Here is a 23,753-nt window from a genome sequence, read left to right on the forward strand (position 1 = left end):
TATAATTATAAAGAAAAATAAGAAAATATGGTTGACTTAATTTCTATTTATAATTATAATTTAGCTAAAGAAAGGAGATTTTCATTTCGTGTCTATGATTGATGATTTGGAAAAAAGAGAACAAAACTCAAAAAAACCCCCAAATCTTGTAAATAAAAAAATAAAGAAGAAGAAAAATCATCCCGCACTAAGATACTGGGGAAAGATTGTTTTAGTTTTAACTATTGCTTTATTAATAGTTGGTCTTTCTTTATCTTTTAAAATAATTTCTTCAGTTAGCTCACATTCAGGCGGCGTTGACGGAGAAAAAATATCAGTTTTTCAGCAAATCGGTAACTTACTTTCCAATCAGGGAGAAAAATTAAAAGGTGAAGAAAATGATCGAATAAATATATTACTGATGGGTATGGGCGGCTATGGTCACCAAGGCTCGCTTTTAACTGACACTATTATCTTAGCCAGCTTTAAACCCTCTACTAAACAAATAGCTCTGCTTTCTATTCCCCGCGATCTAGCTGTAGAATATCCCGGAGATTATTACTGGCGCAAAATAAATAATTCCTTAGCCTTTGGCCGCGATATGGCCTACCCGGGCGGAGGAGAAGCTCTGGCTAATGATTTAGTAGAACAAGTCACCGGCCAAAAAATACACTACTATGGTTTGATTGACTTTACCGGTTTTGAACAAATTATTAATGGATTAGGTGGTATTAAAATTAATGTAGAAACGAGCTTTACTGATTATTCCTACCCCACTTCTGATTATGGCTATCAAACACTTTCTTTTTCGGCTGGTGAACAAATGATGGACGGAGCCACTGCTTTAAAGTTTGTTCGTTCAAGACACGGTACTAATGGTGAAGGTTCCGATTTTGCTCGGGCTAAAAGACAGCAAAAAATAATAATTGCCCTTAAAAATAAAATAACTTCCTTTTCTACACTAATCAGCCCGAAAAAAATTGCCGAGATATTAAATACCTTAGGCGGCCATACAAAAACTGACCTGGAAATTTGGGAAATGCTAAGGCTTTATAAACTAACTCAAAGTACAGGGCAAGAAAATTTTAAATCAATAGTCCTTGATAACGCTGCTGATGGTTTACTGGAAACCGAAACCGGTATTAACGGAGCTTATATCTTAGTACCCCAGGCTGATAATTTTTCTCAGATACATGAATTCTGTGAAAATATTTTTCAAAAAAAACAAAAAATAGAAGAAGATAGTGCACAAATTAGCCTGCAAAAATAACATTAATTACCATAATCTATTGCTGATATTATGAAATTGATTGTCGGACTGGGTAATCCCGGTAAAAAATACAAAAACAACCGCCATAATCTTGGATTTATGGTCATTGATGCTTTGGCCGAAGATTTCAAGGAAAAATTAAAGCACTGTAAACGTACAAACTCAAAACGCACCAAAGTAAAAATACGAAACAAAGAAATAATGCTAGCCAAACCTCAAACTTTTATAAATAATTCCGGCTTAGCGGTAAAAAAAATAATTAATTATTATAAAATAAAACCTCAAGATGTCTGGATAATTTTTGATGATATTGACCTGCCTTTGGGAAAAATAAGAATTCGCTACCAAGGGTCAAGTGGCGGTCATAAGGGTCTAGCCTCAATTATTGAAAATTTAAAGACAGATCATTTTAACCGCTTGCGTGTCGGTATTGGTTCTAACCGAGAAAAAAATATACCGGCCGAAAAATACGTTCTCCAAAATTTTAAAAAAAATGAAATAAAAACTATCAATCAAACTATCAAAGAAGTGGTAGAAATATTAAAAAAAGAAATATAAAAAAACTTGCTTCAAAATTACTACCTACAAGCTTAAAGTCCGGCTCCAAAGGGAACAAAACCTTAACTTGAGGCTACAAGCGATTAGGAGGGGGCACCGCCTGGTTACCACTTGTAGGTAGTAGCCTTAAAACAAGTCTTATAAAAATATAATTATTATTTATAGGTTCGATAGGACACCTTATCATATATTTTGTTATATGTCAAGTATTTTTTAAAAATAAAATGATAAATTAAGCTAATATTAGCTGATTATAGCTAAATTAATAAAAACTTTTGAAAAAAGAAAAGCTAGAAAAATCCCTGCAAAAGGTTAAAAAAACAAAATCATCCAAAAAAATAAAGATCTCTGGCCTCTCCAATCAAAGTGCCAAAGCTTTATTTGTTTTGGCTCTTTTTTCATATTTTAATAAAAACAATCTCTTTTGGCTGGTTAAAAATGAAAAAGAAAAAGAAGAAATAATGGAGAATTTACAATATTTTCAGGAAGAAGATAAATTCGATAAGAAAATAAAGGCCTTTAATCTCTATTCCATTAGCGGTAAACTGCTCTTCTTTCTGGAAAAAAATAACCCAAGCATATTTTTAGGCACTATAGAAGACTTTAATAAAGAAGTGCCAACAAAAGAAAAATATCAGGAAAATATTATTTCTTTAGAAAAAGGACAAAAATTAAGTCCGGCTAAAATCTCACAACAATTAATAAAAATGGGTTACCAATTTGACCGTTTTGCTGCCGCCCCTGGATTTTTCAGCCGGCAAGGCAGTGTGGTCAGTATTTATACTGAAAATTACTCTTACCCTCAAAGAATTGAATTAAGTGATCAGAAAATAGAAAAAATTCAATCCTTTAATGCCAAAAATAAAAAAATAATAAAGAAAAAATCTAAAATAAAGATAATCCCGGCTAATCTAGAATTTATAAAAAAAGAAATCAAACTTCACCAGTATTTGAGAAATTTGGATAATAAAAAAAATATTTTAATCAGCAGTGATCCTGATGAAGAAAGTAATATATTTGAAAAATTAAAATTTTTAGAAAAAATATTATTCTATACTCTAGAAAAAGAAAAATATATTAAGCTTGATTTTTCAGCACCACCCTATTTCCACAAAAACTTCAAGAAAGCCGCTGAGGAATTAAGATTACGAAAAAAAGAGAAATATCACATAGTCATAGCCACAAAAAATAAAAAAGCTATAAAAGAATTTTTCAAAAGATACAATTTAAAGAATATAAATATAAAAAGTCTTCCTTCGAACAAAATAGAAGGTTTTATAAGCCCACAAAACAAAGTGCTTTTTTTAACTGACAAGGAAATTTTCGGAGAGCAGCAGGATAAAAATGAATTTAAAAGAAGAAAAACCAGTTTTGATTTGATTTACGAATTAAAACCTAATGACTATGTGGTTCATATGGACCATGGCATTGGGCGTTTTTTAGGTATAGTTAAAAGAAAAATTAATAATCATTATAAAGAATATTTTTCCCTAGCTTATGCTGAAAATGATAAACTTTTTGTACCAGTAGAAAACGCCGATAAAATAACCAAATATATCGGCGAGGCTCGGCCAAAATTACACCGCTTATCAAGTACTTCTTGGCTACAAACTACTAATAAAATTAAAAAATCAGCCGAAAAAACCGCCCGTCAGCTCATTAAGCTCTATGCGGCCAGAGAAACGGCCAAAGCTATTCCACTTAAAGAATATCCGCCAGAAGAAAAAGAGTTGGAAATTAGTTTTGAGCATAAAGAAACTCCGGATCAAGCCAAAGTCATCTCAGAAGTCCTGGAAGATTTAAGTAAAAATAAACCAACCGACCGTCTAATTTGCGGTGATGTTGGTTTTGGCAAAACTGAAGTGGCCGTCCGAGCCGCTTATCGGGCTTTTTTAAACCATAAACAAACAGCCCTTCTCTGCCCGACCACTCTTTTAACTCAACAACACTATGACACTTTTAAAGAGCGCTTGGATAAACTTGGTTTAAAAATTGCTCTTTTAAGCCGTGTTCAGACACCAAGTCAGCAAAAGGAAATACTAACAAAATTAAAAACCGGTTTAATTGATATTATTATTGGCACTCACCGACTTCTTTCTCAAGACATAAAATTTAAAGATTTAGCTTTAATCATTATTGACGAAGAACAAAGATTCGGGGTTAAAGACAAAGAAAGATTAAAATCCTTCCGTGAAGAAGCCCACGTCCTCACGCTTTCTGCTACTCCCATCCCCAGGACTCTAAATTTTTCCCTTACTGGTCTTAGAGATATCTCTATTATTAAAACTCCTCCCCAGGGTCGAAAAACCGTGGAAACCCATATCATACCTTTTTCTGAAAAAACTATAAGTCAAGCCATAAAAAAAGAAATGGCCAGAAAAGGGCAAGTCTATTACCTGCATAATCGCGTAGAAACTATTGCTCTAAAGGCTAAACATATAAAAAAACTTATTCCCAAAGCCCGCATCGGTATTGCTCATGGACAACTGATAGAAAAAGAACTTATGGAAGCTATGAAAAATTTTGATAACCGAAAAACTGATGTTTTGATTTGTTCCACTATTATTGAAAATGGTCTGGATTTACCTAATGCCAATACTTTAATTGTGGAAAACTCTACTCGTTTTGGCCTGGGTGATTTATATCAGTTGCGAGGACGTATCGGGCGCTCCGAAAAAAAGGCTTATGCCTACTTTCTTTATAACTCTAGAAAATTAAATAGCCGGGCCAGAAAAAGACTGGGAGCCCTTTTACAGGCTAAGCAGCTCGGTTCTGGTTTTCAATTAGCCCTGCGAGATCTTCAAATCAGGGGCTCAGGCAATATATTAGGTCATAAACAATCCGGTCATATTAAAGCTATTGGTCTTAACCTTTATGTTCGACTTTTAAATCAGGCTATTGAAGAAGCTAAAACCGGCAAAAAACAAAATGTATACCGGGACGTTATAATTGACCTGCCTTTGGATATCAGTATTCCTGATTATGTTATTTCTCAGCAGGCTAAAAGACTTAAGGTTTATCAGGAAATGGCTAATTTTTTGAGTGTCAAAGAATTAGAAGACTATCGGCGTAAATTTAAAAAGAAATACGAGCAAGAACCTCAGGAAGTAAAAAATCTTTTTGCTATGCTTAAGCTTAAAATAACGGCCCAAAAAGTTGGCATTACTCATATTTCTCATTCAAAAATAAATATTAGCGGTGAGTCAAAAGAAAAAATTACTCTCACTTTTTCTCATAAAATAAATCCAGATAAACTCAAAAATTTACTGGAAAAAAATAAAAACTGGGATTTTACTGAAGAACAAATAAAGATTGAAAAAAATGATCTGGGGGAAAAATGGTTGTCAAATTTAACCAAGTGTGTTAGAGTATTTACATAGACAAAAAATGTAAAGAAGGTGGCTAATCTCTGAGCCATTTTTTTGTTTTAATAAAAAAAGGGTAGATAATTTCTACCCCTTAAGGTTTAAAGAAAGCTGCTTTTCTTGAGCTTCTTTCTTCTTTTTTCTTCCCCGTAAATAACCTTTGGCCACCCGGAAGGCTTCTCTAATATGAAACTTTCTTGGTCCATGTAATTTTCCCTCGCATTCAAAGCCAATATTCTTTAATTCTTGTTCATCTCTTACTAAAAACTTAATAATAAATTCATCAACTCTCACTTCTAATTTAATAATTCTCCCCGCTTTTTCTTCAATCTCAAAAACCTGTCCAGTCATTTTTCAGCTCCTTTTTTAAAAAGATCTATACTAACAACCCAGACTAACATTAAATTAATTACATGTCAAATAATAAATTAAAAAAAGAAAAAATTTACTGGCTTTTTTTTAGTTTAGTAAAAGACTTAGGGCCCAGAAAAATTATTTATCTGGATAAATTTTTTGGCTCTTTAAAAAATGCTTTTGCCAGCAGCTTTTCAAAATTAAAAAAATCAAAAATAGAAGAAAAAACTATAAATAATATTATAGAAGCCAAAAATAAAATAAATCTCAAACAAAAATTGGAATATTTAAAAAAAAGTAAAATAAAATATGTTTATTTAAAAGAAAAAAGCTACCCTCGTCTTTTAAAAGAAATTTATACTCCCCCGCCGGTGTTGTTTTATAAAGGAAACTTAAAACAGGATGAATATAATTTAGCTATTGTCGGCACCAGAAAGACCTCTTCCTATGGCCGTCAAGTAACTGCTGAAATAGCCGGTCATTTAGCCAGTCAGGGGTTAACCATTGTTTCCGGTCTGGCTTTAGGTATTGATACCTTAGCTCATAAGGCCGCTTTAGATCATAACGGGCGCACAATCGCTGTTTTAGGTTCGGGTTTGAACAAAGTACATCCCCGATCTAATATAAGACTAGCTGAAAAAATAATAGAATCAAGAGGCTTGATTATCTCTGAATTCTCTCCCTTAACGCCTCCTTTAAAACAGAATTTTCCCCGAAGAAACCGCATTATTTCCGGGCTTTCTCTGGGTACCTTAGTAATTGAAGCTCCGAAAAAATCCGGGGCTTTAATCACCGCCCGCTACGCCCTGGAACAAAATCGGGAAGTTTTTGCTGTACCCGGCTCAATTTACAGCCAAAATTCAGTCGGCACTAATAATATTATAAAACAAGGAGCTAAAGTAGTAACTCAAAGTGATGACTTATTAGAGGCTTTGAACCTAAAAGAAGTAAAAAAATACAGAGAAAATAAGAAAAGCCTGCCAAAAAGCCCCGAGGAGGAAAAAATAATGGGGATACTTAAAACTGAATCACTTCATGTTGACAAAATAATTCAACATAGTAAACTAGAACCTAGCGTCGTTAATTCTACTCTGTCCCTAATGGAAATGAAGGGACTGGTTAAAAATATCGGCGGTATGATTTATACCAAAGCAAGATAAAATAATGAGTAAAACAAAAAATAAAAATCTGGTTATTGTTGAATCACCAACTAAAGCCAAAACAATCTCCCGTTTTTTAGGGAGTGATTTTAATATTAAATCTTCCTATGGCCATTTGCGTGATTTACCTAAAAAAAAGTTAGGTATTGATACTAAAAATAACTTTGAGCCCGAATATGTAGTCAGCCAGGATAATCAAAAAACTGTTGCCTCTTTAAAAAAAGCAGCTAAAAAAGCTAAGACTGTTTATTTTGCTACTGATGAAGACCGTGAAGGTGAAGCTATTGCCTGGCATTTGGCTCAGTTATTCAAAACTCCAGATGAGAAACTAAAAAGAATTACTTTTGATGAAATAACTAAAGAAGCTATAAAAGAAGCCATTAAAAATCCGCGTAAGATAGATCAGAACTTAGTTGACGCCCAGCAAGCCCGCCGGGTGCTTGATCGCTTGGTTGGTTATAAACTCTCTCCTCTTCTCTGGAAAAAAGTAGCCAGAGGTTTATCAGCCGGACGAGTACAATCAGTGGCTGTACGTTTGATAGCCCAAAGAGAAGAAGAAATAGAAGAATTTAAACCAAAAGAGTATTGGGTAATTGAAGCGGTTTTTAAGAAAAAAAATGGTCAGGAAATTACCACTAAACTAGCTAAAATCAAGGGTAAATCTTTGCGTAAATTTGATCTATCAAGCCAGAAAGACGTCAATGAGGTTAAGAAAAAAATAGAAAGCGGAGAATATAAAGTAACTTTCCTAAGTCAAAAAAAGACGACCCGAAAACCAAAGCCACCCTTTACCACTTCTTCCCTTCAGCAAGAAGCTAACCGTCGTTTTGGCTATTCAGCTAAGCAAACTATGTACCTGGCTCAAAGGCTTTACGAAGGTATTGAACTAGGAGATAAAGAAGCTACTGGTTTAATCACTTACATGAGAACTGACTCACTGAATTTATCTGATAAATTCTTAAATGAATCCAGAAAATATATTGAAAGTAAAATAGGAAAGGAATACTTACCCTCAGACCCTCAACGCTATAAAACAAAATCAAAAGGAGCTCAAGAAGCACATGAAGCTATTCGACCGACTTCTGCTTTCCGTTTTCCTCAAAGTATAAAAAAGCATATTGATAAAAAACAATATAATATATACCAATTAATATGGCAAAGAGCTGTAGCTTGTCAAATGAATCCGGCTCAAGCCGAATCTACCACTGCTCTTATTGGTAACGGAGAGGTAAGTTTTAAAGCTCGCGGGGTGACTCTAAAATTTGATGGCTATTTAAAAATATATCCCGATAAAATAAAAGAAAATATACTGCCTCCTTTAAAAAAAGAGGAAAAACTTGATATAAATAAATTAAAACCTGAACAGAATTTTACTAAACCACCAGCCAGATATTCAGAAGCCGGACTAGTGAAAGCCTTAGAAAATAAAGGTATCGGCCGACCTTCTACCTATGCTCCGACTATTGATACTATTCAAAAAAGAAAATATGTGGTTAAAGAAGAAAGAAGACTAAAACCAACCGATATTGGCCGGCTAGTCAATAAGGTTTTGGTCAAACATTTCCCGAATATAGTTAGTTATGAATTTACCGCTCAAATGGAAGATAAGCTGGATAAAATTGCCCAAAATAAAATAGAATGGAAACCGGTGATAAAAAAATTCTATAAACCTTTTAAAAATAATTTAAAGAAAAAAGAAATGGAACTATCAAAAAAAGAACTGACTGAAGAAAAGTCAAAATATAAATGTGACAAGTGCGGCCAGCCCATGGTTATAAAAATGGGCCGTTTCGGCAAATTTTTAGCCTGTAGCGGCTATCCTGATTGTCGAAATACTAAACCTTTGGATGATAAGGGCCGTATTCAAAAAAAGAAAAAAGAAGAAAAAACCGATTTAAAGTGTGATAAATGTGGTGCTCCCATGGTTAAAAAAACCGGCCGCTACGGTCCTTTCCTGGCTTGCTCAGCCTATCCTAAATGTAAAAATATAAAAAATATTGAGAAAGGCACCGGCGTCACTTGTCCTAAATGTGGTAAAGGTGAGATTGTACAAAAAAGAAGCCGCCGTGGCAAATATTTTTATGCCTGTAACCAATATCCAGATTGTAAGTTCGCTTTGTGGGCTAAACCGACCGGCCATAAATGTCCTAAATGCGGCTCGCTTATGCTTTTTGCTAAAGATGATATGGAACAATGTTCAAATAAAGAATGCAAGCACAAGCAAGAATATAAAGAAAAAAAATAAGTTATATAAAAAGTAAAAAGCCCCTTTAAATGGCCTAGGGGCTTTTATTATAACAATAAAATAAAACTAACAGCTATGATCTCTTTTCGATAATCTTTCAGCGTGATGTTTTTTATCACGTCTGACAACAATAAAAGTAATTATACCAATTAATAATAGTAAAGCGCCAAGAGGGGCTAACCAGGCTAGCATAGCCGTCACCTCCTTATTTTGGTAAAGTTCGAATTAGAGTCTATATTTATTTATCCTTTGAATATAGCTTACTAATATATTATATTCTTCCAAAAATGTCAAAAAAATTCTTTAATTAGATTTTATCTATATTAACTATTATTCACTCTTTAATTCATTTAATCTTTGCTTAACATTTTCATTTTCCGGATTTAACTTTTCAACAGCTTCCATAGCTGAAATAGCCTTGTCAATTTCTTTTTGTTTTTCATAAATAACTGATAACTGCCAATAGGCGTTTGAATGGCCCGGAAATAAATTAACTACTTTCTGAAAATTTGTTTCCGCTTTCTCTAAATTATCTTGATTTAAATGAATCCGACCTAACTCATAAAATAAACTATAATCAAGTGGGTATTTATCAACTAAGAGAGTTAATTCATTAATAGCTATTTCAATATCTCCTTTAAATTCATAAGTTAAGGCTCTGGCAGTTTGAGCTAAAACATAATTATTTTTCAAGTCTATAGCTCTTTCATAGTTTTTTATGGCTAAATTAAATAAATTATCTACGGTTTCTTGGGCTTCTGACTGGTTTTCTTCCGATAATTGTTTTAGGGAATTTTTAAGAGTTTGTCCGCTGGTGGCATAATAATTAGCCAAATTATAATAACGCTTGGGATTATTCTCGTCTAAATTAATAGCTTTATTAAAATTATCCACTATTTTATCAGAAATATCATCGCGTGTTAAAAGATTTATATCCTGATAAAGATAAGCTAAATTAGAATATATCTCGGGATCTTTACTGTTCAAATCAAGAGCTCTATTAGCATAAGTTAATGAATTTGAGATATATTGCTGTAATTCAGTGGCATCGGGATTCATTTTTTGTGAAAGAAGTTGCGCTCTAACTAAATAATTTTGGGCTAAGGAAATATTATAGCCAACATGCCAACTGTAATTATTAATGGCTTTTACTAAATAATTTTCTACATTCTCAAGACTCTCCTGTTTTTCCAGAGAGTTATTAGCTTCTTTAAAATAATAATTAGCTAACCAAAACCGTCCGCTAAAATATATTACTACTATTGCTAATATAATCACTAAGGAAAGACCTAAGGAAGAAAAAGCGTTTCGGTACTTTTCCAGCAAACGAGAATATTTTTCTTTATTTTTAAAGCTGAGATAACTCAACCCTAAAGCAAAAAAAGTAAAAAGTAAAAATAGATGAGAAAAAGAATAAGCAAAAAACAACCCCGAAAGAAAAAGCACTCCGGATCCGCTTATAAAAATTATTAGATAATTTCTTTCTTTTTGAGATCTTGATTGATAAAATCTTTTAATCAAAGAAAGAGTAAAGAAAACAAAAAGCGATAAAAAACTAAGAAACCCTAAAATACCAAGAGTGCTGGTTATCTGCCACCATTCATTGCCCGCTTTAATAAAATTCAAATCCCAGTAAGCAGAGTTATTAAAAGAAACCGGACGAAAACGGAAAAAATTATAATAGAAAGTACTGGGACCAGAGCCAAAGAGCGCATTTTTACTTAAACTGCCTTTAGTTATTTCTAGGGAAGTTTGTTGATTTAAGGATATATCATCAGACAAACCAATATTATAAACAGAGGTAACATTAAAGAAAATCATTAATATAGCAAAAGCAATAATTAAAGCCGATAAACTGATCCATTTAGCTTTTATATCTTTTTGTTTAACAGAAAAGAAAAAAAGTAAAATCACAAAACCAATAATCAAAGCGTACCAGCCCGCATTAATATCAATTAAAAAAAGTATAATTAAATTTAATAAAAAATATAAAGAGAGTAAGACTTTCTGCCATTTTAGGCGACTGAGCCTAACTAAAATAAAACTCAATAGAGACATAAAACTCAGATAAACAGCCAAACCTCTGATAGTAGAACTAAAAAAATTAAAGCCGATTTGATTGGAGAAATCCCAAGGTAGTATATTCAAGCCGAAAATTTTTATCAGATAATAAACTGAAGAAAAAATAGAAGCAAATATCAGAAGATAAAAAAAGTGCTTTATTTCTTTCTTGTCCTTGATGGTATTTACCAAGATAAATAAAAAAATAATGAAAAAAATTATAGATAAAAGACTATGATGATAATAATTGGTTTGTCCTAAAAGGCTATACTTGAGCTGATAGGAAAAAATTGTGGCTACTAGAAATATTAGACCAAAAATAATTAAAGGGGTGGAAAGAGAGGTTTTTTTTATTTTTTTGTCTTTACTGGTTGAAAAATCAGCAAACCAAAAAACAGCGGCTAAAGAAACCAGTAAATAAAAAAGAATTGTCTTGTTAAATTCTAAAACTTCAGAAGTTAAGGGTAAAAAGAAAATAGGTACCAAAAAAACTGTCAGATATAATATTGCTTTGGCAGTAGCCTTAAAGCTAATTTTGTCTTTTATTTTTTTCAACATAAAATTATTTAGTTATTTTATTTACTATTGAACTTAACTCTTCCTCAGAATAAAATTGAATGGTGATCTTCCCTTTTTTACCACGCTTGTTAATCTCTACTTTAGTACCGAGATGACTGCGTAACATATCTTCTTTTTCAATAATATTGGGTTCAATCGGACCACGCTGGCCCTTTTTCCCTTTTTTGCTCCGTCGGGTAAAATCTTCAGTTTTACGCACTGAGAGGTTGTTTTTTATGATTTTTTTAAAAAGCTTAAGTTGTTCTTTCTCACTTGGCAAAGCTAAGATAGCTTTAGCATGACCTCCAGTTATTTTCTCTTCAGCCAGGCCTCTCTGTATTTTCAAGGGCAAGCTTAAAATTCTCAAGGTATTACTAACAGATTCACGGCTCTTACCCACTCGTTTGGCAATTTTATCCTGAGTAAGCTCAAACTCATCCACTAATTTCTGAAAAGCTACTGCTTCTTCTAAGGGATTTAAATTTTTTCTTTGTAAGTTTTCGACCAAAGCTAACTCCAACTTTTCCTGGCTAGTAGCGTCGCGTATAATAGCTGGGACAGTTTTTAAGCCTATAATTTTAGAGGCTTTAAGACGCCTCTCGCCAGCAATTAAAGAATAACCTTCGGTGCTTTTAGTCAATATTAAAGGCTGCAAAATACCGTGTTCTTTAATAGAATTAATTAATTCCTCTAATTCTTCATGGCCTATTTTTTCTCGGGGCTGAAAAGGATTAGCTTCAATTTGGCCGGTTTTTATTTTCAATATCTTTTCTTCATCAATCAAATCAACGATTTCGCTCTTTCTTTTTTTAGCCGGGATAAGTGAACTTAATCCGCGGCCTAAAGCTTTATTGTTTGCCATAATTTTATTCTAAAATTTCTCTTGATAATTTATGATAAGCCTTGGCTCCTCTTGATTTCTTATCATATTTTAATATAGATTTTCCGTGTGAAGGAGATTCCGCCAATTTAATGCAACGCGGAATAGTGGTACGAAAAATTTTGTTAGGAAAATATTTATAAAGCTCATGAAAAACATCTCGCGAAAGCTTATATTTAGAATCAAACATGGTTATCAAAGCGCCTAAAATCTCTAAATCTGGATTTAAATTTTCCTTAATCAAATCGATAGTTTCCATAAGCTGTCCCAACCCCTCCAAAGCATAATATTCCGCCTGAACTGGTACAATTACTTCTTGGCAGGCTACAATACCATTTATTGTTAAAAGTCCTAGTGAAGGCGGGCAATCAATAATTATAAAATCATAGTTGCTTTCTAGTTGACTTACCTTTCGGCCCAATATATACTCTCTGTCCGAAAAGTTAACTAGTTCTACATTAGCTCCGGCTAAATCAACATGCGAGGGCACTAAACAATAATCACGGTGTTTAGTTTTTAAAATTACGTCTTCAATCGGATGATCATCAATAATTACATCATAAATACCCCTTTTTATTTTCCTTATATTTTTCCCTAAACCTGAGCTAGCGTTAGCCTGGGGATCAATATCCACCAAAAGAACTTTGTAGCCTAAATAAGAAAGATAAGCCCCTATATTAATAGCGCTGGTGGTTTTCCCAACCCCTCCTTTCTGATTGACAATTGAAATAATTCTGGCCATTGTTTAATTTAAAAAACTTCTCTCTTTATAAATTATACAAAAAATTGGCCAAATTGACAACCAGCCGTTTTTTTTCTAAAATATACCTACCCTTAAGCCGCGGTGGTGGAATTGGTAGACACGCTGGATTCAAAATCCAGTGAGGGCAACCTCATGAGAGTTCAAGTCTCTCCCGCGGCATATTTCCCAAACCTATGAATACCTATTTCATTTCCGGAGAGCAATATGATATTCAATATCAGGGTTATCAAGAAGACCTGAAGTTTTATTTATCAGAAATTAAAAAAGCTAATAGTACCTTAGAAATCGGCTGTGGCACCGGACGCATACTTTTATTAGCTTTGAAAAAAGGATATAAAATCGAAGGATTGGACGGCTCAAAAAGTATGCTAAAAAAATTAAAAGAAAAAGCTAAAAAAGAAAACTTGGAGCCAAAAACTTATTTTGCTGATATGAAAAATTTTAAGCTTGATAAAAAATATAACTTAATTATAGTGCCTTTCCGCACCTTTTTACATTTAGATTCAGTCCAAGAACAAAAAGAGAGTCTAAAAAATTTTTACCGGCATTTGAAAAAAAACGGACGATTAATTCTAAACTTTTTCAATCCTGATTATAAAAGAATGTCTTTTCAAAAAAACAAAAAAGAATTTCATTCAATAGTTAAAGATCCAGTGACTAAAAATAAAATAAAGATATACGCTATTAATCACTATTATCCAGCTAATCAGACTATAAAAACTAAATTTATTCATGAAGAAGTAGATAAAAATAATCTCTTATTAAATAAAAAAGAATATAATCTTAAATTAAAATATATTTTCCGCTTTGAATTTGAACATCTTTTAACTTTAATGAAATTTAAACCCCTAAAACTTTATGGAAGCTTTAAACGGAGAAAATTTACCGACGAATCCAGAGAAATGATCTGGATTGCTAAAAAGACGTAAAATACTTGACCTTTGGTATTATTTTTGTTAAGATAGATTGTAAATACTCTAACAAAAAAATAGCGTGGAGTGGGATCCTGTCCCTTTTCAAAGAAAGAGTAGTATATTGAAAAACTTGAAAATATAAAGACATCATCAATCTTAACAACATCGCGGGGTGGAGTCCCGTCCCGTTGAGCGGGACGAGGATCCGCGTTATCATCATATAACGATGATAACGGGACAGTGGTATATTGAAAAACTTGAAATAAAAAAAGATATCATCAATCTTAACAACATCGCGGGGTGGAGCAGTGGCAGCTCGCCGGGCTCATAATCCGGAGGTCGAGGGTTCGAATCCCTCCCCCGCAACCAAAATGATTTTTTTTATTTACAACACGCCAGGGTAGCTCTCGCCCGCTAGCGCCTGAGCGCAAGCGATGGCGAGCGGGTAGTTGATTAGAGCGTATATTAAATTTTAAAAGCTAAATTATACTACTATAAATTATAAGCCAGGGTAGCTCTCGCCCGCTAGCGCCTGAGCGCAAGCGATGGCGAGCGGGTAGTTGATTAGAGCGTATATTAAATTTTAAAAGCTAAATTATACTACTATAAATTATAAGCCAGGGTAGCTCTCGCCCGCTAGCGCCTGAGCGCAAGCGATGGCGAGCGGGTAGTTGATTAGAGCGTATATTAAATTTTAAAAGCTAAATTATACTACTATAAATTATAAGCCAGGGTAGCTCTCGCCCGCTAGCGCCTGAGCGCAAGCGATGGCGAGCGGGTAGTTGATTAGAGCGTATATTAAATTTTAAAAGCTAAATTATACTACTATAAATTATAAGCCAGGGTAGCTCAGTTGGTTAGAGCACGGGACTCATAAGCCCGGGGTCGTGGGTTCGAATCCCACCCCTGGTACCAAGCCTTCACTCCTGCGGAGTTTCAGCTTGTAAACAAAAAAACAGACTCTAAAATAGCCTGTTTTTTTGTTTATCTAATATTTTAATTTATGGCAAACATTTTATTATGCATTTCCCAAAACTTACCCTGATCAGCGGCACATTCAGCTGCTTCAGCAGCAATTTGAGCATTTTGATGAATACTGGTTAGCGGAAAATGACGAAAAACAAATTTAGCCTGATCCTTATATTCCTGGTATAGCTCTTCCATAGTAGGAGCATGTCTGGTACAATATGGACATTCAAAATCAGAATACTCGACAAAAATTAATTTATTGCCACTACCTCTGATATTATCATCATCAGCAATTTTAATGTCTACTGGTTCGCCTTCAGCTACATATTGAGAGGTGGGAGCACTGCCAGCCAATATTTCATCAATAATAGTATCAAATTCACTTTTTGGCAAAGCCCCGGAAACCAAATAACCGTTGATAAAAGTGGCCGGAGTGCCATTTACACCCAATTCTGTGGCCTCGCTTTGGCTTTGTGTAACCGTATCAGTTTTATCACCATTACTCATACATTCATTGAATTTTTCTGTGTCCAATCCGATCTCAGAAGCGTATGTCATAATATTAGTGGGACTAACATTTGATTCTTCTACTGCTGTATCCGTATCAGCATCAGTATCAGCTGTATCTTCAACTCCGGCTACACTTTCACTATCATTATCACTAACAGATCTAAACACAGTTAAAGAAAGAGTAATTCCAACTACAGCTGAAAATACTAAACCAACTAAAAGACCCATAATAAAGGTATTTTTAGGAGGGGCGTCTAAAATTCCTTTTCCTTTTTTTTCTTTTTTTGATGATTTATTATTTTTTTCTTTTTCCATTTAATTGTTCTCCTTTTTATCTATTAATTTTTACTTATTTATTATATTACCAAAGAATATAATTTATGTCAAGAAAAAAGAAATACTCCGATGCCCTCCCGGTCCGCCGCACAAGACTTTGGCAGGCGGGGCCTCGGAGCTTGACCATTAATAAAGATTTGGCTGCGCTGAGTCCTGCACGCCGAAGCCTATCATATTATTAGTTTACTTATAATTTAGGCTCCGCTATCCTTCCCCAAGGCCAAGTATTGGGGCTGGCCGCGAAGGCGTGTCAACCATTAAATAATAATTATAATCCCAATTAAATATATGACTAATAAAGTATAAACTATATTAGGGCGGTGTTGCACTCTAACTTTAATTAGTAAATTAAGGACTAAGACTAAGCTTAACAAAATAAACAAGGCCATAAAGAAATTTCTTGAGTAAAGTATCATTTTAACCAGTCTTTCTGAGGTAAAAAAGTTAGCCGGTTTCAAAACAGAATTTTTAAAATAATTGGTGGAAACTACTGGCGTAGAGACTACATTTTTATTCTCATCTTCAGTTATTACGATTACATTTTGATTGGGCTTATTATCTCCTTCTTTTACTGAGCCAATATAATCATCTCCTTTTTTGGATAATTCATTAGTTTCATCATTTATTTGAACAACTACTTTTGTTTCTTCTGGTTTCTCTTCCTCTTTTTTTTCTTCTTCATTTTTTGCCTCAGTCTTATCTTCTTGGGCTGGCTCTTCTTTTTCTAATTTGGTAACTATATCATAAGTATTTTCTTCTACCGAAGGTATAACTACTGTTTCTTCTTTATTTACTTCGGGCAAAGATTTTTCTTCTGTTACCTCTTCAGTTACTGTTTGACTAGGCGGACTTTTTTCAACTACTTCTTTGGTAGTAGTAGTTTCGGTCAGTTTAGTTTTTGGAGCCGGTGTACCAAACATCTGAACAACTAAAGTAGTCTTAGCTCCTTTAAAATCACCCTCCAAAACAGCCAGACCAATCTGAGTATAATTACCATTTAAAATATTTCTTTTATGGCTGGCACTGACCATCCAAGCAGATATAATATCTTCTCCTCTGACAAAATCCATAGCCAGGTTTTCCCCAGCATAAGCGTATTCATAACCAGCCTGTTTAAACCAATACCAGGGAGAAGTATTAGAGGGACTATAGTGGGAAAAATACTGCTTGGACAGCATATCTTGGGCTTTGGCATTGGCTGCCTGGCTTAGCAAAGGATTAAGTTCAAGCTGATTCAGTCCATTATTCAGTCTCTGCTGATTGGTCATATTTATAATATTCTGATTGGTAATATCTATTGGTTGTACTGATAGCGGAGAAAAGATCAGCAGAAAAGAAACACCAATTTTTAATAAAACGGCTAAAACTGCAATTATCTTAAGAGAATTATGCCTCATTAAAAAAGGCAGGTATTTATTACCCTGATGCGGTATGAAGCTACTATGAAGATGTCTGGAATATTTATTCATATATTTTATTTAACAAAATATCCTAACATATATCTAATAAAATGTCAAGTTCATCAACTTTCAACTTTATTATAATCTTATTTTCATAAAGAGTAAAAAAAACTCCTTTTTTTATTTAAAAAGAAGTTTTTTTATATAAAACTTATTCTAAAGTTATAGCCTCTTCTGGACAGGATTCTACTGTTGATTGACAATCACATTCTTCACAACCCTTAGAATTTTTCACTTTTGATTTTCCGTCTTCTCCGATTTCAAAAACTTCCGGGCATAAAGCCACGCAAGTACCACAGCCAGTACATTTTTCTTTATCAATTTTTGGTGTTGGCATAATTTTTTATTAATTAATAACTAACAAAATTAATTATATAATATTATGTAATTTTTGTAAATATAAAAGAGGGCAAAGCATAAGCTTTGCCCCTTATAAAAGTCATATTATCTCCCAAGGTTTAAATCCCCGTTCCTTATCAAATACTTTATAAGCTTCCCATAACTGAGGAGAAAAATACCTGACTCTAGGCTTTATGGGATTAGGCCAATAACGCAGTTTCCTAATAAGCTCTGGCTGACTAAGCTCTTGGGGAGAGAAAAATGAATGGTGATAACTGTCGTTAATTAAAATAACTTTCTCTCCGGCTTCTTGCCAAGATTGATTAGTATAATTAACGTTAATACGCTCCTGACCCAGTTTATCCCATTGCCAGCGAGTCATTTGGTTAAGCACACCCCAAAAATGAGCCGCCTGGCGGTAATTAATTTTCATTGGCCTGAATTCTTTTGGTTCCAGACTTTTTAAGTCAGTAGCTTCTTGAGAAGGACTCCTTATTAAATCCAAAACTACCATTTCTACATCACCCGGTCCCCAAAGATCAACATGGCTTCTAAAATCTCTAAGGCGCTGATCAACTATCCACTCACTCCATTGAGGATGCCTTTTTCTAATTTGTTCTCTGCTTGGCCTGTCCCAAATATAGTGATAGGCAATCTGTATTCTGTTTATATATTTTCTATTGGCTAAAATAGCCAAACGAAAAAGTACTTCTTTAAACTGCCAGAGATCACCGGGTTTGGTCACCAGTTCCGGACAAAATCTTTTAATTAAAGGTAAATAAGGGGAAATTCTTATTCCTGGAACTTTCTGCCAAATACTTTCCATTTTCATCACCTACTTTTTGGTTTTGTAAAAAGATCAAACACTAGAGATTAGCATAATAGATATTAAATGTCAATAATAAAAAAGAGGCGGAAATTTCTTCCGCCTCAAATAAAATATTAATAAATATCCTCATCAGGCTTTTTCTTGCCGCAGGGAAGATCCATGCCGGCATTGGCGTATTTACAGCCGCCATCTTTGGAAGCAGCACTACATTTCAAGCATTTACCTTTCTTACCAATAATAACTGGGGAATCCTTCATTTTTTTCCTCCCTATTTAAACATAAAAAAGAACTTCCTGCTATAATATATTATTCTTTATCTTTAGTCAAGTCCTTTATTTTTTTATAAAAAAATACCCCCGGAATAACTCCAGGGGTTTAAATTAAAAGGTACAATATTTACTTATTCAAAACTCTTTTGGTCACTCTTTCAAAGTGCTGGCCATAAATAGCCATTTCTAAAGCTACTGGTAAACATTTAATTTTAGTAAAAAGGGTTTTAAAAAAGAGCTTCCAGTAAAGAAATCTTGACTTTGACAAAATGCCAATTCGCCAGATACTTCGAAAAAAAGCCATAAGACCGGCAAAATTAAACCTACCTCTATGGGTTGGCTGATAATTTTTAAGAAAGGCATGAATTCTCTGATAATACAAATCCGGTTGGCCATAAATAGTAGAAAGAATCTCTTTGTACCCATTTATAAGATCCTCTCTTTTCATGCGCGGTATAAAATTTAAACTGCCGTCTGTATTGTCTCCGGATGTATTTTCCAAAATACGCCCTTCTTTTTTAAGTCGGTGCCAAAGCTTAGTTCTTGGTAAGGCTACCAAAAGGCCCACCATAGCCGTGACAATACCCACTTCCTGGATAAACTGAATCTGGGCTTCAAAAATACTGGGCGGGTCTTCGTCAAAACCAACAATAAAGCCTCCCATCACCTGCATGCCGTGTTGATGAATAACTTTAACCGCTTCTTTTAAATCCATCCGGGTGTTTTGATACTTTTGACAACCTTTTAGGCTCTCCAAATGGGGCGTTTCTATACCCAGAAAAACTTTATGAAAATTAGCCTGGCTCATCAAGCGCATTAATTCCTGATCACTAGCTAAATCAACACTAGCTTCGGTTAATAATTTAAACGGGTATTTACGAGCTTTTTGCCATTTAATTAACTCTCGCAGCATTATTTTTACCTGTTTTTTATTACCGATAAAATTATCATCAACCAAAAAAACTGGGCCTCGCCAGTTTGCTTGATAAAGAGAATTAAATTCCTTAATCATTTGAGTCGGCGTCTTAACCCTAACTTTGTGGCCATACATAACTGTAATATCACAAAAATCACAGTTATGAGGACAGCCTCTTGAATACTGCAAGGGGATGGAAGTATAATCACTAAAATTAATTAATGACCAAAGGGGTACTGGTACTTCAGTGACTAAAGGTTTTTCTTTACTTTTGTATAATGATCTAGTTTCTTCCCTTTCCAAGTCATTAAGAAATAAAGACAGGCAATCTTCTGCTTCATTAATAAAGACATGATCAACCACAAAGAGATCTGGCTGGGTGCTAAAAAGCGGTCCGCCGGCCACAATTTTCTTGTCGACTTTTTTTACTCTTTCAATAACCTCACCAGCACTTTTTTGCTGAACCAGCATAGCACTAATAAAAACCATATCAGCCCAGCTGATATCCTCGTCCAGTAATGGATTAACATTGAGGTCAATTAGTTTTAAATTCCATTCTTTAGGCAGCATAGCCGCAATAGTCAAAAGACCCAAAGGCGGTGAAGCGGCCTTTTTTCCGATAAATTCTAAAGCTTTTTTAAAGCTCCAAAAAGTTTCGGGAAACTCCGGATAAACTAGTAATACATTCATTTTCAAACACTCCTTTATCAGTTAAGTAATTTTTTCAAGGTTCAAAAGTACACTATTTTTAACATATTTTGAAATAATAGACAACTCTAAAAAATATTCAAATTTTAAGAAAAAACTTGCCAAATATTATATATCAATATATTAATACATATGCCTAGAAAACCAAAAAATAAGCCAGCCTGCCTTTTTAAGGCTTTGGGCGATAACAATCGACTTAAAATATTAAAGTTTCTTATCGGTTACTTTCTTAACCTAATGCCAGTTTAATTAAAAAACACTGCTAATCCACTGGCCAATGTAATGAGTGGCTACAATAACTAAAACAGCAATAATTAAATGTTCAGCTATGACTGAGCTAGCTTTGGTTTTTTTATCCCGGCTTATATAATAACTAAAAGCCATTATCAAGCCCAAGCCCCAGAAAATACTAACTACAATAGCCGTATCCAAACTAAAAAGTAAAACCGGAATAGTAAAAGTTAAAGCAATAACCAGCTTGGAAACAAAAGCGGAAAAAGTTGATTCCCAGATTTGTTTACTGGTGTTCTGACTTTCTGATTCTTCGGATACGTGAACGCCTAAAGCATCTGACAAAGCGTCAGCAATAGCAATAATTAGAATACCACCTAAAACTACTGCCCGTGAATGAGTACCGGCATTAAGTCCTACCACTAAACCCAGAGTAGTAATAATACCGGAAGTTAATCCAAAAGCAAAACCTTTTTTAATTGAAATTTTCATAATTTTTTATAAATATTTAACCATTAAAATTTCGTCTCGATACCGGCCATAATGTTTTAATGATTTTTTTATCCGGCCAATTTCTCTAAAGTTCAGTTTTTTATAGAGATTTAAAGCTTTTTTGTTCGGAGCAAAAAGATTAAGTTTAACCATTTTAATTTTAAGCTTATTTTTTGCTTCACGAATTACTTCTTTTGCTAATTTTTCGGCCCATCCCCTGCCTCTTATTTCTTTGGTCAGTAGAATACCAAATTTTCCCACGTGAGCCACAGCCTCTCTTTCACTAATCTCAATATTTGTATTACCTTTTATTTTTCCGTCTATCTCAATTAAAATTAATACTATATTTTTTCTTTTTATTTTTTTTATTATATTATTAAGCCACTTTTTCTCCTGTTTTAAGGTAAATTTTTTCTGAGTAGTAAGATAAGCCTTTTCTTTTACTAGAGAATTGATCATACTTAAAAATTCTTTGGCATCACTTTTTTTGGGATAGCGAAAAATTATTTCTTTACCCTCATGCGTAAATTTCTTGACTATTTTCCCTGGCTTCATAAATATTTAACCATAATAATTAAATCAATATAGCGGCCAAAATGATAGCGGCCTTTTTTAATCTGACCGACTCTTTCAAATCCTAAAGATTTATAAAGTTTAATCGCTTTTTTATTCTCAGCATAAACATTGAGCTTGATAATTTTGGTTTTTAAATGTTTTTTAGCCTCACTGATAGCTTTTTTAATTAATTTCTTGGCCAAACCTCGGCCTCTATATTCTGACCGTAGGGAAACAGCCGCCTGACCGATATGTTTTTTATTAGTAAATTTTCCTTTAAAAACACTAGCCCAGCCAATAACTTGCCCGTTTAATTCACCGACTAAATAAACCGCTTTTTTATTGAGTATTTTATGGAGCACATTTTTAACCCACTTTTCTTCCTTAGCCCGGCTGAACTTTTTTTGCGGTCCCAGCATTGATTTTTCAGCCACTAATGAATTAACCACCTCAAGCAAATTATTAACATCCTCATATTTTAGATAACGGATGATAAATTTATTCTTGTTTAATTTAATTTTTTTCAAGATTTGACCGGCTTTCATATAATATTATTTTATCAAAAAACCGCCTAAAAAGAAAACTGGGGCGGTTTTTTGTTTGAATATTTTTTTATTCGTGAATAGAAGTACCAATAGTAACTAGGGTTTTGCCTTCATCTTCGTCCTCACCAATACTCACAGTGACGGTACGGTTATCTTTTTCGGCCGTCATTGAGGAAATTCCCTCAATATCCAAAGACATATTGATATCCCAACCGTCATTAGCTAATTCTTCCTGATATTCATCAGCCACGTCAGAGACCGAAGTATCAGTTTGAACCGAAACTGAATAAACTTCTCCTTCGGTAATAGTAGTAGCCGCTTTAACAGTACCGTCAATCACATGCACGTCAGAAGGAAAACCAGAAGGCAAACTTACTGACTCACCAGCCGAGAAAGAACTGCCGTTAGTGTTAACAGTCACTGAATCATTTTCCACATCAACTCCAGCTGATCCATTGGTCGAATCTTCAATCGCTTTTTCGGTCAGCTCTTCAGCCACCTTTTCCTCACCGCAGCCGGTTAAAACCAAACTGCCAGCTAAAATAAGAACTAGACTTAGAACAATTGTTTTTTTCATAGGTTTTTTTCTTAATTATTATCATAGTTATTATACCTTAATAATAAACTATTTCAAAATAGCTGGTTGAAGGTTCTTTTAAGCTATTACTTAAATAGCCTGAATTCGCGTGGCCAAGAATACTGGCCTTTTCAGTCTTTTCCTTCATAAGCATTAAAAATAAAGCCATAGCCGCTGGAGAATCAAGGTACTGGTTAAACTCCTGACCAAAAGAAAGAATAGTCCGATAGTCATAGTTTAGCAAAGCTTTTCTGGTTATTTCATCGCGTTTATTGGCTTTAGTTACATTTAAATAGTGGGAGAAATCAACGGCTGCCATAATAATGGTTTTTTCATCCCATAATGATATTATTTTTCTTTTCAGTCGCTCTAATTCTTTTTCTGGCGTGGAAAATTTAAAGATCAGCGGCACAATTCTTTTTTTGGGAAAATTCATTTTAATAAAAGGAACCAAATCAGAAATAGCGTGTTCCCCGGCCATTACTTCATAATTATTCTTTATACCAATTTTATTAAGCTCATTTATAAACTGTCTATCAGATTTTAACAAACCATAATCAGTTGGCCAGGAATAATCAGAGGTAAATATTTTACCAAAACCCTTTTCTTTATGATTAGGAGCCAAAAGAATAATTCTTTGGAAATCTTGTTTTTTAATTCCCTGGAAAAAATGAAAAATATATTTTTTCATTCTAATATCATGAGGGATAATTCCGCCGACAATTTTACTTTCAGGAAACTCTTTATTTGATTTATTGGTAATAACCGCTGATATTTCATCAGATTTTAGATCTTTGGAGCCAAGAATTTTTTCTTCTTTATTTTTTTCAAAACTAATTTCATTAATAAAAGCAGGAGATGCTAATAGCAAAACAATGATAAAAATAAAGATTATCTTTTTTAATTTCAT

General features: G+C 33.8%; 22 protein-coding genes and 3 tRNA genes. 9 read left to right on the forward strand and 16 right to left on the reverse strand.

Going from position 1 to position 23,753, the window contains the following annotated elements; genetic code table 11:
• Nucleotides 1–94: 94 nt before the first annotated feature.
• The 3 genes from U5L76_03420 (at nucleotide 95) to mfd (ending at nucleotide 5,187) form a co-directional block, all read left to right on the forward strand.
• Nucleotides 95–1,249 carry an LCP family protein gene (locus tag U5L76_03420; protein MDZ7798643.1) on the forward strand — a complete coding sequence of 385 codons (1,155 nt, stop codon included), beginning with the start codon at nucleotides 95–97 and terminating at the stop codon, nucleotides 1,247–1,249.
• Between the two features lie 30 nt (nucleotides 1,250–1,279).
• On the forward strand, nucleotides 1,280–1,807 hold the full coding sequence (gene pth, locus U5L76_03425; protein MDZ7798644.1) for an aminoacyl-tRNA hydrolase: 528 nt from the start codon (nucleotides 1,280–1,282) through the stop codon (nucleotides 1,805–1,807).
• 275 nt (nucleotides 1,808–2,082) lie between these two features.
• Complete coding sequence (mfd, locus tag U5L76_03430; GenBank protein MDZ7798645.1) at nucleotides 2,083–5,187, forward strand: transcription-repair coupling factor; 3,105 nt, start codon at nucleotides 2,083–2,085, stop codon at nucleotides 5,185–5,187.
• A gap of 72 nt (nucleotides 5,188–5,259) precedes the next feature.
• Here the strand turns inward: mfd and U5L76_03435 are convergent, their stop codons facing one another.
• Nucleotides 5,260–5,523 (reverse strand): hypothetical protein, encoded by a 264-nt coding sequence (locus U5L76_03435; GenBank protein ID MDZ7798646.1) that lies wholly within the window; start codon nucleotides 5,521–5,523, stop codon nucleotides 5,260–5,262.
• Between the two features lie 62 nt (nucleotides 5,524–5,585).
• On the opposite strand from U5L76_03435, the gene dprA reads away from it, so the two are divergent.
• The gene (dprA, locus tag U5L76_03440; protein MDZ7798647.1) at nucleotides 5,586–6,686 is read left to right on the forward strand and encodes a DNA-processing protein DprA; all 1,101 of its coding nucleotides are present in this window, start codon (nucleotides 5,586–5,588) and stop codon (nucleotides 6,684–6,686) included.
• Nucleotides 6,687–6,690: 4 nt separating this feature from the next.
• Nucleotides 6,691–8,931 carry a type I DNA topoisomerase gene (gene topA, locus U5L76_03445; protein ID MDZ7798648.1) on the forward strand — a complete coding sequence of 747 codons (2,241 nt, stop codon included), beginning with the start codon at nucleotides 6,691–6,693 and terminating at the stop codon, nucleotides 8,929–8,931.
• A 66-nt stretch (nucleotides 8,932–8,997) separates the two neighbouring features.
• On the opposite strand, the gene U5L76_03450 is transcribed toward topA, so the two are convergent.
• The 4 genes from U5L76_03450 to U5L76_03465 all read right to left on the reverse strand — a co-directional run bounded on the left by U5L76_03450 (nucleotide 8,998) and on the right by U5L76_03465 (nucleotide 13,172).
• A complete protein-coding gene (locus tag U5L76_03450) occupies nucleotides 8,998–9,123 on the reverse strand; it encodes a hypothetical protein (GenBank protein MDZ7798649.1) in 126 nt (41 codons plus the stop codon).
• 138 nt (nucleotides 9,124–9,261) lie between these two features.
• Nucleotides 9,262–11,550, reverse strand: coding sequence for a tetratricopeptide repeat protein (locus U5L76_03455; GenBank protein MDZ7798650.1), 2,289 nt, complete (start codon nucleotides 11,548–11,550; stop codon nucleotides 9,262–9,264).
• A gap of 4 nt (nucleotides 11,551–11,554) precedes the next feature.
• Nucleotides 11,555–12,412 (reverse strand): ParB/RepB/Spo0J family partition protein, encoded by an 858-nt coding sequence (locus U5L76_03460; GenBank protein MDZ7798651.1) that lies wholly within the window; start codon nucleotides 12,410–12,412, stop codon nucleotides 11,555–11,557.
• A 4-nt stretch (nucleotides 12,413–12,416) separates the two neighbouring features.
• The gene (locus U5L76_03465; protein MDZ7798652.1) at nucleotides 12,417–13,172 is read right to left on the reverse strand and encodes an AAA family ATPase; all 756 of its coding nucleotides are present in this window, start codon (nucleotides 13,170–13,172) and stop codon (nucleotides 12,417–12,419) included.
• Nucleotides 13,173–13,268: 96 nt separating this feature from the next.
• Here U5L76_03465 and U5L76_03470 point away from each other — a divergent pair.
• The 4 genes from U5L76_03470 to U5L76_03485 all read left to right on the forward strand — a co-directional run bounded on the left by U5L76_03470 (nucleotide 13,269) and on the right by U5L76_03485 (nucleotide 15,022).
• Nucleotides 13,269–13,352, forward strand: a tRNA-Leu gene (locus tag U5L76_03470).
• Between the two features lie 14 nt (nucleotides 13,353–13,366).
• A complete protein-coding gene (locus U5L76_03475; GenBank protein MDZ7798653.1) occupies nucleotides 13,367–14,122 on the forward strand; it encodes a class I SAM-dependent methyltransferase in 756 nt (251 codons plus the stop codon).
• A gap of 279 nt (nucleotides 14,123–14,401) precedes the next feature.
• Nucleotides 14,402–14,476 (forward strand) — tRNA-Met (locus tag U5L76_03480).
• Between the two features lie 469 nt (nucleotides 14,477–14,945).
• Nucleotides 14,946–15,022: transfer RNA gene (locus U5L76_03485), tRNA-Met, on the forward strand.
• Nucleotides 15,023–15,103: 81 nt separating this feature from the next.
• On the opposite strand, the gene U5L76_03490 is transcribed toward U5L76_03485, so the two are convergent.
• The 11 genes from U5L76_03490 to amrB form a co-directional block, all read right to left on the reverse strand.
• The gene (locus U5L76_03490; GenBank protein MDZ7798654.1) at nucleotides 15,104–15,901 is read right to left on the reverse strand and encodes a thioredoxin domain-containing protein; all 798 of its coding nucleotides are present in this window, start codon (nucleotides 15,899–15,901) and stop codon (nucleotides 15,104–15,106) included.
• A gap of 278 nt (nucleotides 15,902–16,179) precedes the next feature.
• Nucleotides 16,180–17,391 (reverse strand): CAP domain-containing protein, encoded by a 1,212-nt coding sequence (locus U5L76_03495; GenBank protein ID MDZ7798655.1) that lies wholly within the window; start codon nucleotides 17,389–17,391, stop codon nucleotides 16,180–16,182.
• 142 nt (nucleotides 17,392–17,533) lie between these two features.
• A complete protein-coding gene (locus U5L76_03500; GenBank protein MDZ7798656.1) occupies nucleotides 17,534–17,719 on the reverse strand; it encodes a ferredoxin in 186 nt (61 codons plus the stop codon).
• 102 nt (nucleotides 17,720–17,821) lie between these two features.
• Entirely contained in the window at nucleotides 17,822–18,553 is a 732-nt protein-coding gene (locus tag U5L76_03505; protein ID MDZ7798657.1) for a hypothetical protein, read from the reverse strand.
• Nucleotides 18,554–18,663: 110 nt separating this feature from the next.
• Entirely contained in the window at nucleotides 18,664–18,807 is a 144-nt protein-coding gene (locus U5L76_03510) for a hypothetical protein (GenBank protein ID MDZ7798658.1), read from the reverse strand.
• A 139-nt stretch (nucleotides 18,808–18,946) separates the two neighbouring features.
• Nucleotides 18,947–20,425, reverse strand: a complete 1,479-nt coding sequence (locus tag U5L76_03515; protein ID MDZ7798659.1) for a B12-binding domain-containing radical SAM protein — start codon at nucleotides 20,423–20,425, stop codon at nucleotides 18,947–18,949.
• 267 nt (nucleotides 20,426–20,692) lie between these two features.
• Nucleotides 20,693–21,166 carry a hypothetical protein gene (locus U5L76_03520; protein MDZ7798660.1) on the reverse strand — a complete coding sequence of 158 codons (474 nt, stop codon included), beginning with the start codon at nucleotides 21,164–21,166 and terminating at the stop codon, nucleotides 20,693–20,695.
• 6 nt (nucleotides 21,167–21,172) lie between these two features.
• Entirely contained in the window at nucleotides 21,173–21,721 is a 549-nt protein-coding gene (locus tag U5L76_03525) for a GNAT family N-acetyltransferase (GenBank protein MDZ7798661.1), read from the reverse strand.
• Nucleotides 21,718–22,266 carry a GNAT family N-acetyltransferase gene (locus U5L76_03530; GenBank protein ID MDZ7798662.1) on the reverse strand — a complete coding sequence of 183 codons (549 nt, stop codon included), beginning with the start codon at nucleotides 22,264–22,266 and terminating at the stop codon, nucleotides 21,718–21,720. The genes U5L76_03525 and U5L76_03530 overlap by 4 nt, the downstream gene beginning before the upstream one ends.
• Before the next feature lie 67 nt (nucleotides 22,267–22,333).
• Nucleotides 22,334–22,843 (reverse strand): hypothetical protein, encoded by a 510-nt coding sequence (locus U5L76_03535; GenBank protein ID MDZ7798663.1) that lies wholly within the window; start codon nucleotides 22,841–22,843, stop codon nucleotides 22,334–22,336.
• 37 nt (nucleotides 22,844–22,880) lie between these two features.
• The gene (gene amrB / locus U5L76_03540) at nucleotides 22,881–23,753 is read right to left on the reverse strand and encodes an AmmeMemoRadiSam system protein B (protein MDZ7798664.1); all 873 of its coding nucleotides are present in this window, start codon (nucleotides 23,751–23,753) and stop codon (nucleotides 22,881–22,883) included.

The sequence above is a fragment of the Patescibacteria group bacterium genome (genome assembly GCA_034520665.1).
Taxonomy (GTDB): Bacteria; Patescibacteriota; Patescibacteriia; order JAXHNJ01; family JAXHNJ01; genus JAXHNJ01.